This window comes from Mesorhizobium sp. P2_D1, assembly GCF_056404455.1.
Genome location: NZ_JBFUDZ010000010.1, coordinates 38,141 through 52,680 on the forward strand (window position 1 = coordinate 38,141; position 14,540 = coordinate 52,680).

Genomic DNA, 14,540 nt, shown 5'->3' on the forward strand with positions numbered 1-14,540 from the left:
TTTCTCGGGAAAAGCGCGTGGCGCTTTCCCTTAGGGAATTGCGATAAAACAAAAAGATAGAGCGGTTCGGCGTTTCCGTGAAACGGTGAACCGCTCTGGCAATCGAACAAAAAGAGGCGATGCCGCACTGCCCCTGATGGGGCAGCCGGCATCGCCTTGTTTGATGCTGCCGCGGAAGCGGCGGTCGCTTATTGCAGCGGCGCACCACCAGGGCCCGGGAAGGCGGTGAGCGGCGTGCCGTCGGCTACGTTGCCGGCGATCATGTTGTTCTTGAACGACTGGACGGCGCCGCTCCCGGTATTGCTGACCCCGGTGACATTGCCGAATATCGTCGATCCGCCGAGAAAGGCGATGGCGCTTCCGTTGCCGCTGGCAGCGGCACCGTTGGCGTTGACACCGCTGCCGGCATTGGCGCTGATCGTGTTACCGGTCAGCGTCGCACGCACCGGCGATGCCGCGGCGACGGACTTGATCGCCACGCCGTTGCCGGTGTTGCCGCTGATAAGGCTGTTGGTCAGTGTCAGGTTCATGGCAACGGTATTCCCGGTGCCGTCGACAAGAATGCCACTGGCGCTGTTGGTGATTTCCACCCTCGAAAGGATGGCGTTGATTCCAGCAGCCACGGACGATTTGATGAGAACGCCTTCAGCGCCTGACTCGGCTATGCGCGTGTTGCTTATGTAGAGTTCGCTGTTGGCGTTGGCGGCGAATTCGACGCCGTTGCCGCCCATCCGCTCTATGTTGCAGTCCTCGATATGCAGCTGACCCTGGCCAACCATCCGCACGCCGTCGAGGCCATTGCCTACACCGTCTATGTCGAGGCCGCGAAGATGCACCGCCGAGCCGACGGGCGTGTTGACGATGATGCCGTTCACGAGGGACGCAAGCACACCACCTTCCGTCGTTTTGCAGTCGATGGTGATGGATTTGGTGATGGTGACCGCGCCAAAGCCACCCGGGTCGAGACAGTTGATTTCGCCGGCCGTAGCCGTCTTCGAGATGGCACCGGCAAACGTCTTGCACGGTGCGGTTCGGCTGCACGGATTGGCGTCGTCACCAACGCCGGAAACCCACGTCCGCGTCGCTTGCGCGGAAGCTGGCGCAATCAGGAAGGCTGACGCCAGAGCCAACACAGCGAGTGAAAGGAAAAACCGTAAGATTTTCAATTGCCCCTCCTAGATTTGGCCAACGCCTCGTCGGCCATGGAAACCGGTGTCGATATGCTTGGGGCATAAATAAACGACGGGAGCGTGCAGGACACACTCCATCTTCGAAATACCAACCGTCGATACACTTTGAAAACCCAAGCGGTCGGGAGATTACCTTTTTCTAATTTGATTCTCCAGTGACGCGACGCGTCATCGTAAATAAATATACATTCGGATCGTTGATGATTTTTACAAATGGAAAATATCGTCAATGCCGGCACCGAGCACAGGGCGGGTCCATTTGTCGACGGCTTGGGCCGCCATGGTCGAGCGGTGCAACCGGGCAGCGGAAGACGCAGGCTCCTGCTATGGCAGTCGGGAACAAAGAGGCAATGCCGCCTATCCCTTGAGGCAGCCGGCATCGCCTTTGTTCACGCTACCGCGCAGGCTGTCGTCGCTTATTGCAGCGGCGTACCGCCAGGGCCCGGGAAGGCGGTGAGCGGCGTGCCGTCGGTTACGTTGCCGGCGATCATGTTGTTCTTGAACGACTGGACGGCGCCGCTCCCGGTATTGCTGACCCCGGTGACATTGCCGAAGATCGTCGATCCGCCGAGAAAGGCGATGGCGCTTCCGTTGCCGCTGGCAGCCGCACCGTTGGCGTTGACGCCGGCGCCGGCATTGGCGCTGATCGTGTTGCCGGTAATCGTCGCGCGCACCGGCGATGCCGCTGCGACGGATTTGACCACCACGCCGTTGCCGGTGTTGCCGCTGATCAGGCTGTTGGTCAGCGTCAGGTTCATGGCCACTGTATTGCCCGTGCCGTCGATAAGAATGCCGCTGCCGCTGTTGGTGATTTCCACTCTTGAAAGGATGGCGTTGATACCAGCAGCCACGGACGATTTGATAAGAACACCTTCGGCGCCTGCCTCAGCTATCCGCGTGTTGCTTATGTAGAGTTCGCTGTTCGCGTTGGCGGCGAATTCGACGCCATTGCTGGTCACCCGCTCTATGTTGCAGTCCTCGATATGCAGTTGACCTTGACCAAGCATACGCACGGCGTCGGCGCCTGTGCCTACACCGTCTAGATCGAGGCCGCGGAGATGCACTATCGAGCCGGCGGGCGTGTTGACGATGATGCCGTTCGTGCCGAGCGTAAAAAGCACACCGGCTTCAGTGTTTCTGCAGTCGATGGTGAGGGATTTGGTGATGGTGACCGCGCCAAAGCCGCCCGGATCGAGACAGTTGATCTCGCCGGCCGTCGCTGTCTTCGAGATGGCACCGGCAAACGTCTTGCAAGGTGCGGTTCGGCTGCACGGATCGGCGTCATTGCCAACGCCGGAAACCCACGTCCGTGTCGCCTGCGCGGAAGCTGGCGCGATCAGGAAGACTGACGCTGCAAGCAACACGGCGAGTGAAAGGAAAAACCGTACGATTTTCATTTGCCCCTCCTAGATTTTGGCCAACGCCTGCGTCGGCCGTTGAAATCCATGATGAAATGCTTGGGGCATAAATAGATGACGGGAGTGTGCAAGACACGCTCCGTCTTCTCAATACCATTCGTCAATACACGCTGGACCCAAGCGGGCGGGAGATTACCTTTTTCTAATTTGATTTTCCACCGACGCGATGCGTCATCGTAAATAAATATGCATTCGGATCGTAGATGATTTCTAAAAATGGGAAATATCGTCAATAGCAACAGCGAGCCCCCGTGTTTCCATTTGCCGGTGGTTTGGGGCGCCAGGTCGAGCCGTCACGCAGCAACGAGGTCGAATGTCTTTTGGTAGAGGCCAGAGCGCGATGCCGCATCCCGCCAATCTGCCGAGGGGACGGCACAAGGCTATTTGTCGGCCAAGTGGCGGATAACTCTTCAAAAAGCCGCATCGATATGGCACGACGCGGAGACTTCGTGGCGCAATCACCTGGAAAACATGACCGGAACGGACTTTCAGCACGGCCTCACGACCGCTGGCCCGGCGATCATCCTCGTCGAGCCGCAGCTCGGTGAGAACATCGGGATGGTGGCGCGTGCCATGGCCAATTTCGGCCTGTCGGAACTGCGCCTGGTCAACCCTCGCGACGGTTGGCCGAGCGAGAAGGCGCGCGCGGCCGCCAGCCGCGCCGACCATGTCATCGACGCCGTCAAGGTGTTCGACGACCTGGCCTCGGCGCTCGCCGATCTGAACTTTGTTTTCGCGACCACGGCCAGGCAGCGCGACGGCTTCAAATCCGTGCGCGGCCCGGTGGAAGCGGGCAGGGTGCTCCGGACCCGTCACGCGATGGGGCAGCGCATCGGCATCCTGTTCGGCCGCGAGCGCTTCGGCCTTTACAATGACGAGGTCGGCCTTGCCGACGAGATCGTCACCTTTCCCGTCGATCCCGATTTCTCCTCGCTCAACATCGCCCAGGCGGCCTTGCTGATGTCCTACGAGTGGATGAAGTCCGGGCTGGAAGACGAGACCAAAACCAATTTCTCCGGTCCGGACATGAAGCCGGCAAGCAAGGAAGAGCTGCACGGCCTGTTCGCCTATCTCGAAGGCGCATTGGAAGCGCGCGGTTATTTCCGCCCCGCACCGAAGAAGCCGAAGATGGTCGACAATCTGCGCGCCGTGCTGACGCGTGCCGGTTTCGCCGAGCCGGAGCTGAAGGTGCTGCGCGGTATCATTTCGTCGCTGGACAGGTTTTCACCGGCGATGCCGCGTGGCGAGGGTTCCCCGGGCGACGATCCAAGACGCTTGCCGGCGGCCGTGGCGCGCGCCCGCAAGGCGGAAGGCGATCGCCTGGCAGGCAAGGCAGACGGCACCGGCAAGGACGACGACATGCCGCCGCTCGGCGGAAAGGGAACCGACAATGACTGAGCGGCCGATCCTGATGTTCGATTCCGGCATCGGCGGCCTCACCGTGCTGCGCGAGGCGCGCGTGCTGATGCCCGACCGCCGCTTTGTCTATGTCGCCGACGATGCCGCCTTCCCCTATGGCGCCTGGGAAGAGCCGGCCCTCAACGCCCATATCCTTGGCCTGTTCGGCGCGCTGCTGGAAAAATTCCAGCCCGAGATTTCGGTCATCCCCTGCAACACCGCATCGACACTGGTGATCGACGCGTTGCGCGAGAAATTTCCCGGTCACCCTTTTGTCGGCACGGTGCCGGCGATCAAGCCGGCCGCCGAGCGCACGCGCTCAGGCCTCGTCTCGGTGCTGGCGACACCAGGCACGGTCAAGCGTCAATACACGCGCGACCTGATCAGCAAATGGGCGCAGAAATGCCATGTGCGGCTCGTCGGCTCGGACCGGCTGGCGCCGCTGGCGGAAATCTACATGCGCGAGGGGTTCGTCGACGAGGAGATCGTCCGCCAGGAGATCGCGCCCTGCTTCGTCGAGAAGGACGGCGCCCGCACCGACATCGTCGTGCTCGGCTGCACGCACTATCCGTTCCTGGCCAATCGCATGCGCAAGACCGCGCCCTGGCCGGTCGACTGGATCGATCCGGCCGAAGCGATCGCCCGCCGCGCCATGTCGCTGCTGGCGCCGGTCGACGGGCCATTGCCGGTGGGTGAGCCTGACATTGCGGTCTTCACCTCCGGCAAGGTGGATTTCGCCACCAGCCGGCTGATGCAGGGGTTCGGGCTGGTCGTGAGCCAGATGGCGGCGGAAACGTCTCCCACTTAAACAGGTTCGAAGACGATGCTGCGTTGATCTGGATCGGCCAAGATCAGCCTTAGCGTCAGATCGTCGCCCTGTCTAAGCCCGGAGGCCTTTACGTTGGCAACGACAGGCATGTCGGCAAGCTGAACGCGCACGCCATGGTCGACGACGTCGGTGACAGCAGCTTTGAACGTCTCGCCCTCGCGTCCCTTCAGCATCACCGCCTCGGCAAGGTCGATAGCCGCGTGGTTGATCTGCGAAGCATGGCTATCCGCACGCCCCATTACCTGCGGCAATCTGGCGAACGCGTCGGTGACAGCCTGGGACACCGGCTGGCCATTGGCGATGGCCAGCGCGCAGCGCACGACGTAGCGATCGGCCAGTCGCCTGAGTGGCGCCGTTGCATGGGCATAGGTCGCTGCCATCGCCTCATGCCAAGGCACAACACCTTCCTTATAGGGTTGGTAGGATGCGCCGGCGCTTGCATGGCGGATTTCCAGCATCAGCGCCGCCTGTTGCGGATCGGTCGGGTCAAGGGTTCGCTGATAGTCACGCAAGCTTGTGGAGGCCGGCCAAGACAGCCCGAGAGCCTGTGCCGCGCTGCGCAGTCTTTGCACCCTGAAAGCATCTGGCACCGACATCACCCGAAATAACCCGGTATGGTGCGCAAACATGGCGTCGGCAATCGCCATGTTTGCAGCCAGCGAAAGCGCGGCGTTGTCTTGCTCGGATTGCAGCAGCGGTCTGAACGAAAGCCGGAATGTACCATCGGCGAGCCTTTCAACCTCCTGCTCGGGTGGGTCGACGCGCGAAGCGCCACGACGCTCTTCGTTCATTGCCATGCGTCGCGCCATTTCGGCGAAGCCGGCCGGAACGTCTGAGGGCTTCACACTGTCATAGGCGAGCTTCGCGCGGCTTTGAATGATTGCCCGCTCCGCGCCGTCCAACTTCGTCGCACCGTCCTGCGCAACCCGGACCGTGAAGACAACCGCCGGCCGGGATCCATCCGGCAGCAGGCTCGCTGCACCCTCGGCAATTACCGGCGGGTAGAGCCCGGCCTTGCCGTCCGGCAAGTAAAGTGTCTCGCCCCGCGTCCAGGCTTCGAGATCGATCGCGTCACCGTCCTCGACGAACCAGGCTACGTCGGCAATGGCGTAATGCAGCAGAAGATCGCCGCCGCTCGCCTCGATTGAGAACGCCTGATCAAGATCGGTGGAGCTCGTCGGATCGAGCGTGACGAAGGGCATCGCTGTTCGATCGGCATGCTGGTTGGGCACACGTTTGGCCGCCGCCTCCGCGGCAGCCACGACGACTACCGGAAATCTATCTGGCACGTGGAATTCGGTGCGGATTTTCGCCAGGCCAGTGGAGAGAGCTTGTGAGGGATCGGTCAGAGACTTCATCCAGCCGTCCTACACTGGGGTTCCATACACGGGAAGGCTGCCAACGAGAATCGCCAAGCCTGAATAGGTGGCGAACTGGCACCAGCGGGCCGGGAACCGAGCCACCGGGACTGGAACCGTCACCAAACCGGGGCGTTTCTTCTGAAAGCAACGGAGAAACAGCCATGCCAGCCACCTCGAAAGCCCAGCAGAAAGCTGCCGGCGCCGCTTTGTCGGCCAAGCGCGGCGAGACCAAGAAGAGCGAGCTCAAAGGCGCTTCGAAGGGAATGTATGAATCGATGAGCGAAAAGCAACTCGAGGAGTTCGCCGAGACGAAGCGCAAGGGACTGCCGGAAAAGAAGTCGGACAGCTGACCCTGGTCGCGTGTCGTCTGGAAGCTGCACCAAAGTGCACTGCATCTACGCAGGAAAACGGGTATCTCGTCGCCGGGCCCTATGCCAGTCACAAGCTTGACACCGGTTGAATCTCGGTTTAACCAGCCGTCACAACCACCGGGCAGCGATGTCCGGTGTTTGTTTTGTATGCGCAGGATCAGGATGCCTAGTCGTTTCCGATCTTGTTTGAAATGACGTGTCCCGTGGGTTTTCCGCCGCGTTGCGTGGGAAAACCCTGTCAGGTCTCGAAAACGGAGGCCAGAGGAGGGCGCGTTTCCTTCACCCGGACCATGAGGTTCCGGGTGTGTTGTTTTGAAAAGGGAATGCGATGAGCAAGCGCGAATCCGCGAAGTACAAGATCGACCGCCGTCTCGGCGAAAATATCTGGGGCCGCCCGAAGTCCCCGGTCAACAAGCGTGAATACGGCCCCGGCCAGCATGGTCAGCGCCGCAAGGGCAAGCTTTCCGATTTCGGCCTGCAGCTGCGCGCCAAGCAGAAGCTGAAGGGTCACTATGGCGACGTTTCGGAAAAGCAGTTCCGCAAGGTTTATGAAGAGGCCGATCGCCGCAAGGGCGACACCTCCGAGAACCTGATCGGCCTGCTCGAGTCGCGTCTCGACGCGGTCGTCTACCGCGCCAAGTTCGTGCCGACCATTTTCGCCGCCCGTCAGTTCGTCAACCACGGTCACGTCAACGTCAACGGCAAGCGCGTCAACATCGGCTCGTTCCGTTGCAAGCCGGGCGACGTCGTCGAAGTCCGCGAAAAGTCGAAGCAGCTGGTCATCGTTCTGGAATCGGTGGGCTTGGCCGAACGCGACGTGCCGGACTACATCGAAGCCGATCACAACAAGATGGTCGCGACCTTCTCGCGCATTCCCGGCCTGGCTGACGTTCCGTTCGCCGTGCAGATGGAACCGAACCTCGTCGTCGAGTTCTATTCGCGCTAAGCGAAACCCATTTTGCGACACCATCCAAAGGCCGCCCATCGAGGCGGCCTTTTCTTTGTCTGCCATGTCCGCTAATCCGGGCGCTCCAAACAAAGTGATAGAGCGGTTGGAGTTTCCTTGAAACGATGACCGGTCCACTGAAAGCGACATGCCATGAACATGCTGCCAGACATCGAAACGCTTGAACCGATTGCCGACGGCGAAGGCGGCTTCCATCCGCTGTTTGCCGATGTGCCGTCCTCGGTCGAGTTCAACAAATTGCGCAAGCGGCTGCTGCGTCTCACCCGTCAGGCGATCGAGGATTTCTCGATGGTCAAGCCCGGCCAGCGCTGGCTTGTAGCGCTGTCGGGCGGCAAGGATTCCTACGGGCTGCTCGCGGTTCTGCTCGATCTCAAATGGCGCGGGCTTTTGCCTGTCGATCTGCTGGCCTGCAACCTGGACCAGGGCCAGCCGAATTTCCCCAAACACATCCTGCCGGACTATCTCGACAGCCACGCCATACCGCACCGGATCGAGTATCAGGACACCTATTCCGTCGTCACCGACAAGCTGCCAGAGGGCAGCACCTATTGCTCGCTCTGCTCGCGTCTCCGGCGCGGCCATCTCTATCGCATCGCGCGGGAAGAGGGGTGCTCGGCGCTGGTGCTTGGCCACCATCGCGAGGACATTCTGGAGACCTTCTTCATGAACCTGTTCCATGGCGGCCGTCTCGCTGCCATGCCGCCGAAACTGCTCAACGACGAGGGCGACGTCATGGTGCTGCGGCCGCTGAGCTACTGCGCCGAAACCGACCTCGAGAAGTTCGCCGCGGCGATGCGGTTCCCGATCATTCCCTGCGATCTCTGCGGCAGTCAGGAAGGCCTGCAGCGCAACGCCATGAAGGCGATGCTCGAGGATATCGAAAAGCGCATGCCCGGCCGCAAGGACACCATGATCCGCGCGCTGTCCAACACCAGGCCGTCGCACCTGCTCGACAGAAAACTGTTCGACTTCGCCGCTCTCAACGACACCCTCACCACCAGGCAAGATGTTTCCAATGACATTTGACGACACCGCGATCGACTGGCTGTCCAGCATTCTGGCCGAGGCGGCAGAGGTCGAGATCATGCCGCGCTTTCGCAGGCTGGGGGAGGGTGACATCCGGCAGAAGACCTCGGCCGCCGACCTGGTGACCGAGGCCGACGTCAATGCCGAGCGCCTCATCACCGCCACGCTGCGCGAGCGCTATCCCTCGGCGATGGTGGTCGGCGAAGAAGCCTGTTCCGACAATCCGGCGCTGCTTGATGGTTTGGGCGATGCCGATCTTGCTTTCGTCATCGACCCGGTGGACGGCACCTTCAATTTCGCCTCCGGCGTGCCGCTGTTCGGCGTCATGCTGGCGGTGGTGGTCAAGGGCGAGACGGTTGCCGGCATCATCCACGATCCGGTCGGCAAGGACTGGCTGATCGGCGCCAAGGGCGCCGGCAGCCATATCAGGCACGCGCATGGCAGCCTTGAGAAGGTGCATGTCGCGGCGCCTGCGCCGATCTCGGAAATGACCGGCTCGGTCTCCTGGCAATACATGCCCGAACCGGAGCGGTCGCGGCTGGCGCGCAACCAGACCAAGATCCTGTCGCAATTCGCCTATCGCTGTGCGGCACACGAATATCGCCTCTTGGCCAGCGGCCATGCCCATTTCGTCGTCTACAACAACCTGATGCCGTGGGATCATCTAGCCGGTGTGCTGATCCATGTCGAGGCCGGCGGCCACGCCGCGCGTTTCGACGGCAGCGCCTATCTGCCGTCGCATGTTGGCGGTGGCCTGCTTGTCGCTCCGGATAGGGAAAGCTGGCAGGTCCTGCGTCACGAACTCTGGGCTGAGTAGCCGCACCGCTCCCGTGCAGGTCGCCTCAAACCGGCGGGTTGTGTGGCTGAAACATCTTGCCGCGTTCGGCGATCAGGATCATCAGAAGCGCTGCCACCGACACGCTGCAGAAGCCGGCGGCCAATGGCGTTACCGTGCCGTTGAAGGCCTGGCCGATCAGCGTGCCGAGAATGCCGCCGAGAAAGGTCTGCATGAAGCCCAGTATGGATGACGCCGTGCCGGCCAGTTGGCCGAGCGGCTCCATGGCCAGCGCATTGAAATTCGCGCCGAGTGCACCGAACGGAAGCATGGCACTGGCAAAAAGGGTGATGAACAGCCAGAGCGGCATCTTCATTTCCAGGGAAACCACCAGCCAGACCAGGCTGATGGTCAAAAACAGCAGCAGTGCGCTCTGCGACAGTCGGCGCATGCCGATGCGGCCGACAAGGCGTGAGTTCAAATAGTTGGAAAAAGCGAGCACGCCGGCGACACCGGCGAAGATCACCGGGAACATCTCGCCGACGTTGAAGACGTCGACATAGATCTGTTGCGCCGAAGCGATGAAGCCGAACATGGCGCCGACGATGAACGTGCTGGCGAAGGCGTAGCAGAGCGCCATGCGGTTGGTCAGCACGATGCGGAAGCCGCCGACGACGGATGAAACCGTCAGCGGCCTGCGATACTCCGGATGCAGCGTCTCGGGCAGGCGCAGCAGCGACCACGCCGACACGATCAGGGCGCCGACAGCCATGGTGACGAAGATCCAATGCCAGCTTGCAAACAGCATGATGAACTGGCCGATCCCCGGCGCAATGACGGGTATCGCCATGAACACCATGAAGATCAGCGACATCACCTCGGCCATGCGACGGCCGTCGAACGTATCGCGCACGATCGAGATGGCGATGACACGTGTGGCGGCAGCGCCAATGCCTTGCACGGCGCGGCACAGCAGAAGTGTTTCAAAGCTTGGCGCAACAGCGGCCGCCGCAGCCGCGGCGACATAGATCACCAGCCCGGCAACCAGCGGTGCACGACGTCCGAAACGATCCGAGAGCGGACCGAAAAAGAGCTGGCCGCCGCCGAAGCCTAGAATATAGGCTGTTATGACATATTGCCGATGGTTTTCATTCTCGACGCCGAGCGAGGCGCCGATCTGCTGTAGGGCCGGCAGCATGATGTCGATGGCCAGCGAGTTCAGCGCCATCAGCGCGGCGCACAGCGCGATGAACTCCCAGCGCGGAATGGGCAGTTTGCTTGCCGATAGCGGCGCTGCTGTTGGCTGGTCCACGGCAAGTCCGATCTCTCAAACGAAAACGCGCCGGCGGGCCGGCGCATTGGCTCGTCTTGGTCCCGGTATCCGGGACAAAAAAATTGCCGAGGTGGGGCTGCCCGGGCGCCTGGTGCATGAACCGAAAATCGACGTCGATTTTCAGTTCATGCAAAAACAGAAATCAGGCGGCGCCTTTTACGCCGACGCCCTTCTCGACGAGGAACGTCTGCAGTTCGCCTGCCTGGAACATTTCGCGGATGATGTCGCAGCCGCCAACGAATTCACCCTTGACGTAAAGCTGTGGGATCGTCGGCCAGTTGGAGTATTCCTTGATGCCCTGGCGCAGCTCGGCCGAGGTCAGCACGTCCACGCCTTTGTAGTCGGCGCCGATATAGTCGAGGATCTGGACGACCTGGCCGGAAAATCCGCACTGCGGAAAGCCGGGCGTGCCCTTCATGAAAAGGACGACGTCGTTGCCCTTCACTTCATTGTCGATGTAGTCGTTGATGCCGCTCATAAAATATCCTTTCCCGCCTGTGGGAGTCAGGCTCGAAACATACCTTTCAAATAAACCCAACGATTGCTCGAAACAAGACGTTAGCCGTGCCCTAGCTGAAATGGCGCAAATGATGGGCCGTTTTGGGCCAAGCGGTCTTGTTCTGGTGCGGGTTAGTCGGGAACGCTTGTCTGCAGGGCGAGCGCATGCAGCACGCCGCCCATGTTGCCCTTCAGCGCGTCATAGACCATCTGGTGCTGCTGGACGCGGCTCTTGCCGCGAAAGCTCTCGGCCACCACTTCGGCCGCGTAGTGGTCGCCGTCACCGGCCAGATCGCGGATCGTCACCTTGGCGTCCGGAATGCCGTCCTTGATCAGTTTTTCGATGTCGTGGGCATCCATTGCCATGGCAAAATCCTGTTTCGAGCGGCCGATGATCGGCCTTAAGATAAGAGTCGGGTGAGCCTAAAGCCTTTCGGGTCCGGATTGAAGCCGTTCAGTCCTTGCCACCGGCAAGAAGGTCCTGGGGCCTCAGAAGCAGACTTAGGCTGGTGGGCGTGCTTCGTCCTCGCCCACATCCTCGCGCGTCGAAAAGGCCCGGCCAAGGCTGAAGGCCAGGACATAGAGCGGAACGTTGATGATCAGGCTGACGACGGGGAGATAGCTCGTCATCTGCCAGGCGGGCGAGAAGAATGGCTGGCCGTAGCCATCGCAGACAAGCGAGGAGCCATATTCCCACAGCGCTCCAACGACCATCGCCGCAGCGAAAAGTTTGATGCAGGCGACAATATGCCTTGCCCGTGCCGGATCCGGCACAAGGCGGCCCCACAACACCAGGCAAACGATCGGAACCGCGTAGATGAAGTTCTGGACGACAAGCATCGGAATGGTGCCGTTGGCCGCAGCGAGGAACTCGGCACGTGTTTCCAGCCGCGCGCAAACCTCGCTCGAGGTCGTTGACAGCAGGAACAGGACGAACGGCCCGAGGAACCAGAAGAAGAACAGCGACGGCCAGAAAACGACTGCAAGCAGTGCCCGGGCAGCCAGTCTGCTCAACTGGCCTGATCCATGAAGCGGGGGAACCAGCCTTCGTGCGCCGCGCTCAGTTCGCCGACCGGGATCGCCCGCGCCTCGCCAAGCTTCAGCGCGCTGCCGCCGGTCGAACCGATCCACGGCGCGAAGATGCCGAGTTCGCCTTGCTGCTTGCGAATGGCGTCCCATTCATCACTATCCGGATCGATCGACAGCGTCAGGAGATAGCGGCCCTGATCCTCGCCGAACCAGACCGGGATCGGGTCGGTGCCGACAAGCCCGGGAACCGTGGCGCCGATGCCCGACGCCATCGCCATCTCGGCCAGCGCCACGGCGATGCCACCGTCGGAAACGTCGTGCGCCGCCGTGACGATGCCGGATGCAATCAGCGCGCGCACATGGTCGCCAACGCGCTTTTCATGCTCGAGATCCACCGGCGGCGGGGGACCGTCGCTGCGCCCATGGATGTCGCGCATATAGACCGACTGGCCGAGATGCGTTCCCCAGGAAGCGGGCGCGCCGACCAGCAGGATCATCTGGCCTTGCGCCGCAAAACCGGTGCGCACCATCTTCGACCAGTCGGCGATCAGGCCGACACCACCGATGGTCGGCGTCGGCAGGATGCCCTGGCCGTTGGTCTCGTTGTAGAGCGAGACATTGCCGGAGACGATCGGGAAGCCGAGCGCGCGGCAGGCATCACCGATGCCTTTCACCGCGCCGACCAGCTGGCCCATGATCTCAGGCCGTTCCGGGTTGCCGAAATTGAGATTATCGGTGGCCGCCAGCGGCAGCGCGCCGGTAGCGGTCAGGTTGCGCCAGCACTCGGCCACCGCCTGCTTGCCACCCTCATAGGGGTCGGCCTCGCAATAGCGCGGCGTCACATCGGAGGAGAAGGCGAGCGCCTTGGTGGCATGGCCGTCGACGCGCACCACGCCGGCGTCGCCGCCGGGAAGCTGCAGCGAATTGCCCTGGATCAGGGTGTCGTACTGTTCCCACACCCAGCGGCGCGACGACAGGTCCGGCCCGCCGAGCAGCTTCAACAGCGCCTCGGCGACGTCGGCCTGCGGAACGTCGTTGGCAGCAAGCGGCGCCGGCTTCTTGGGTTCGACCCAGGGCCGATCATATTCCGGTGCCTTGTCGCCGAGATCCTTGATCGGCAGGTCGGCGACCTCGTCGCCCTGGTGCAGCACGCGAAAACGCAGATCGTCGGTGGTCTTGCCGACGATGGCGAAGTCGAGGCCCCATTTGTGGAAGATCGCCTCGGCTTCCTTTTCCTTTTCGGGACGCAGCACCATCAGCATGCGCTCCTGGCTTTCCGACAGCATCATCTCGTAGGCGCTCATGCGCTCTTCGCGCACCGGCACCTTGTCAAGATCGAGTTCGATGCCGAGATCGCCTTTGGCGCCCATCTCGACCGCCGAGCAGGTGAGGCCGGCCGCACCCATGTCCTGGATTGCGATGACCGCGCCCGAGGCCATCAGTTCGAGGCATGCTTCCAGCAGGCACTTTTCGGTGAAGGGGTCGCCGACCTGCACGGTCGGGCGCTTCTCGTCGATCTTGTCGTCGAATTCGGCCGACGCCATGGTGGCGCCGCCGACGCCGTCGCGGCCGGTCTTGGCGCCGAGATAGACGACCGGCAGGCCGACGCCCTTGGCTTCCGACAGGAAGATGGCGTCTGTCTTGGCTATGCCGGCCGCAAAGGCGTTGACCAGGATGTTGCCGTTGTAGCGGGCGTCGAAATTGACCTCGCCTCCCACTGTCGGCACGCCGAAGGCGTTGCCGTAGCCGCCGACGCCGGAAACCACGCCGGAGACCAGGTGCCTGGTCTTGGGGTGGTCAGGTGCGCCGAAGCGCAGCGCATTCATCGCCGCGACCGGCCGGGCGCCCATGGTGAAGACGTCGCGCAAGATGCCGCCGACGCCGGTCGCCGCGCCCTGGTAGGGCTCGATGAAGGAGGGATGGTTGTGGCTCTCCATCTTGAAGACGACGCAGTCGCCGTCACCGATGTCGACCACGCCGGCATTCTCGCCCGGTCCCTGTATGACCTGCGGGCCAGTGGTCGGCAAGGTGCGCAGCCATTTCTTCGAGGATTTGTACGAGCAATGCTCGTTCCACATAGCCGAGAAGATGCCGAGTTCGGTGAAGCTCGGCTCGCGGCCGACGAGGTCGAGGATGCGCTGGTACTCGTCAGGCTTCAGCCCATGCGCGGCGATGAGCTCGGGGGTGATCGGCACGGAATTGGAAATGGTCATGGGCGGCGGTTTGTATCCGGAGCGTTGGGATTTGAGTCCCGTCTTATCGCAAGCCTTGCGGCCGATACACCCCATGAATCGACGAAAAACGCGCGAAAGCCGGACAAAGCCGCAGACCGATCCCGAGCAGGT

14 protein-coding genes are annotated in these 14,540 nt (G+C 61.9%); 6 read left to right on the forward strand and 8 right to left on the reverse strand.

Annotated elements, in window-relative coordinates; genetic code table 11:
- Window positions 1-188: 188 nt before the first annotated feature.
- A complete protein-coding gene (locus AC1D0I_RS10290) occupies window positions 189-1,166 on the reverse strand; it encodes a right-handed parallel beta-helix repeat-containing protein (protein WP_477394825.1) in 978 nt (325 codons plus the stop codon).
- Between the two features lie 440 nt (window positions 1,167-1,606).
- Entirely contained in the window at window positions 1,607-2,587 is a 981-nt protein-coding gene (locus AC1D0I_RS10295; protein ID WP_477394827.1) for a right-handed parallel beta-helix repeat-containing protein, read from the reverse strand.
- A 492-nt stretch (window positions 2,588-3,079) separates the two neighbouring features.
- On the opposite strand from AC1D0I_RS10295, the gene AC1D0I_RS10300 reads away from it, so the two are divergent.
- Window positions 3,080-4,006 carry an RNA methyltransferase gene (locus tag AC1D0I_RS10300; RefSeq protein ID WP_477394829.1) on the forward strand — a complete coding sequence of 309 codons (927 nt, stop codon included), beginning with the start codon at window positions 3,080-3,082 and terminating at the stop codon, window positions 4,004-4,006.
- Window positions 3,999-4,814, forward strand: a complete 816-nt coding sequence (gene murI / locus AC1D0I_RS10305) for a glutamate racemase (protein ID WP_457151357.1) — start codon at window positions 3,999-4,001, stop codon at window positions 4,812-4,814. Before AC1D0I_RS10300 ends, murI begins: the two co-directional genes overlap by 8 nt.
- On the opposite strand, the gene AC1D0I_RS10310 is transcribed toward murI, so the two are convergent.
- Window positions 4,811-6,193 carry an RNB domain-containing ribonuclease gene (locus AC1D0I_RS10310; RefSeq protein WP_457151356.1) on the reverse strand — a complete coding sequence of 461 codons (1,383 nt, stop codon included), beginning with the start codon at window positions 6,191-6,193 and terminating at the stop codon, window positions 4,811-4,813. The two genes, murI and AC1D0I_RS10310, sit on opposite strands and share 4 nt — an antisense overlap.
- 164 nt (window positions 6,194-6,357) lie before the next feature.
- Here AC1D0I_RS10310 and AC1D0I_RS10315 point away from each other — a divergent pair, with 164 nt between their 5' ends.
- From AC1D0I_RS10315 to AC1D0I_RS10330, 4 genes are all read left to right on the forward strand, one after another.
- Window positions 6,358-6,546 (forward strand): DUF3008 family protein, encoded by a 189-nt coding sequence (locus AC1D0I_RS10315; RefSeq protein WP_457151355.1) that lies wholly within the window; start codon window positions 6,358-6,360, stop codon window positions 6,544-6,546.
- A 349-nt stretch (window positions 6,547-6,895) separates the two neighbouring features.
- Window positions 6,896-7,513 (forward strand): 30S ribosomal protein S4, encoded by a 618-nt coding sequence (gene rpsD, locus AC1D0I_RS10320; protein ID WP_095085417.1) that lies wholly within the window; start codon window positions 6,896-6,898, stop codon window positions 7,511-7,513.
- Window positions 7,514-7,666: 153 nt separating this feature from the next.
- Window positions 7,667-8,560, forward strand: coding sequence for a tRNA 2-thiocytidine(32) synthetase TtcA (gene ttcA / locus AC1D0I_RS10325; RefSeq protein WP_095085421.1), 894 nt, complete (start codon window positions 7,667-7,669; stop codon window positions 8,558-8,560).
- Window positions 8,550-9,377 carry an inositol monophosphatase family protein gene (locus AC1D0I_RS10330; RefSeq protein WP_477394832.1) on the forward strand — a complete coding sequence of 276 codons (828 nt, stop codon included), beginning with the start codon at window positions 8,550-8,552 and terminating at the stop codon, window positions 9,375-9,377. Before ttcA ends, AC1D0I_RS10330 begins: the two co-directional genes overlap by 11 nt.
- A gap of 25 nt (window positions 9,378-9,402) precedes the next feature.
- Here AC1D0I_RS10330 and AC1D0I_RS10335 read toward each other — a convergent pair whose 3' ends face one another.
- The 5 genes from AC1D0I_RS10335 to purL all read right to left on the reverse strand — a co-directional run bounded on the left by AC1D0I_RS10335 (window position 9,403) and on the right by purL (window position 14,408).
- Entirely contained in the window at window positions 9,403-10,647 is a 1,245-nt protein-coding gene (locus tag AC1D0I_RS10335) for a multidrug effflux MFS transporter (protein ID WP_477394834.1), read from the reverse strand.
- A 163-nt stretch (window positions 10,648-10,810) separates the two neighbouring features.
- Window positions 10,811-11,146, reverse strand: a complete 336-nt coding sequence (gene grxD / locus AC1D0I_RS10340; RefSeq protein WP_095085430.1) for a Grx4 family monothiol glutaredoxin — start codon at window positions 11,144-11,146, stop codon at window positions 10,811-10,813.
- A 152-nt stretch (window positions 11,147-11,298) separates the two neighbouring features.
- Entirely contained in the window at window positions 11,299-11,532 is a 234-nt protein-coding gene (locus AC1D0I_RS10345) for a BolA/IbaG family iron-sulfur metabolism protein (protein WP_010909092.1), read from the reverse strand.
- Window positions 11,533-11,667: 135 nt separating this feature from the next.
- On the reverse strand, window positions 11,668-12,180 hold the full coding sequence (locus tag AC1D0I_RS10350; RefSeq protein WP_477394836.1) for a hypothetical protein: 513 nt from the start codon (window positions 12,178-12,180) through the stop codon (window positions 11,668-11,670).
- Window positions 12,177-14,408, reverse strand: coding sequence for a phosphoribosylformylglycinamidine synthase subunit PurL (gene purL, locus AC1D0I_RS10355; RefSeq protein ID WP_477394837.1), 2,232 nt, complete (start codon window positions 14,406-14,408; stop codon window positions 12,177-12,179). Before purL ends, AC1D0I_RS10350 begins: the two co-directional genes overlap by 4 nt.
- Between the last annotated feature and the right edge of the window lie 132 nt (window positions 14,409-14,540).

What these genes read in the sequence shown, in the direction of transcription:
- AC1D0I_RS10295 (WP_477394827.1), bottom strand. Translation starts at nt 2,587, where the DNA reads ATGAAAATCGTACGGTTTTTCCTTTCACTCGCCGTGTTGCTTGCAGCG.
- AC1D0I_RS10300 (WP_477394829.1), top strand. Translation starts at nt 3,080, where the DNA reads ATGACCGGAACGGACTTTCAGCACGGCCTCACGACCGCTGGCCCGGCG.
- murI (WP_457151357.1), top strand. Translation starts at nt 3,999, where the DNA reads ATGACTGAGCGGCCGATCCTGATGTTCGATTCCGGCATCGGCGGCCTC.
- AC1D0I_RS10310 (WP_457151356.1), bottom strand. Translation starts at nt 6,193, where the DNA reads ATGAAGTCTCTGACCGATCCCTCACAAGCTCTCTCCACTGGCCTGGCG.
- AC1D0I_RS10315 (WP_457151355.1), top strand. Translation starts at nt 6,358, where the DNA reads ATGCCAGCCACCTCGAAAGCCCAGCAGAAAGCTGCCGGCGCCGCTTTG.
- rpsD (WP_095085417.1), top strand. Translation starts at nt 6,896, where the DNA reads ATGAGCAAGCGCGAATCCGCGAAGTACAAGATCGACCGCCGTCTCGGC.
- ttcA (WP_095085421.1), top strand. Translation starts at nt 7,667, where the DNA reads ATGAACATGCTGCCAGACATCGAAACGCTTGAACCGATTGCCGACGGC.
- AC1D0I_RS10330 (WP_477394832.1), top strand. Translation starts at nt 8,550, where the DNA reads ATGACATTTGACGACACCGCGATCGACTGGCTGTCCAGCATTCTGGCC.
- grxD (WP_095085430.1), bottom strand. Translation starts at nt 11,146, where the DNA reads ATGAGCGGCATCAACGACTACATCGACAATGAAGTGAAGGGCAACGAC.
- AC1D0I_RS10345 (WP_010909092.1), bottom strand. Translation starts at nt 11,532, where the DNA reads ATGGCAATGGATGCCCACGACATCGAAAAACTGATCAAGGACGGCATT.
- purL (WP_477394837.1), bottom strand. Translation starts at nt 14,408, where the DNA reads ATGACCATTTCCAATTCCGTGCCGATCACCCCCGAGCTCATCGCCGCG.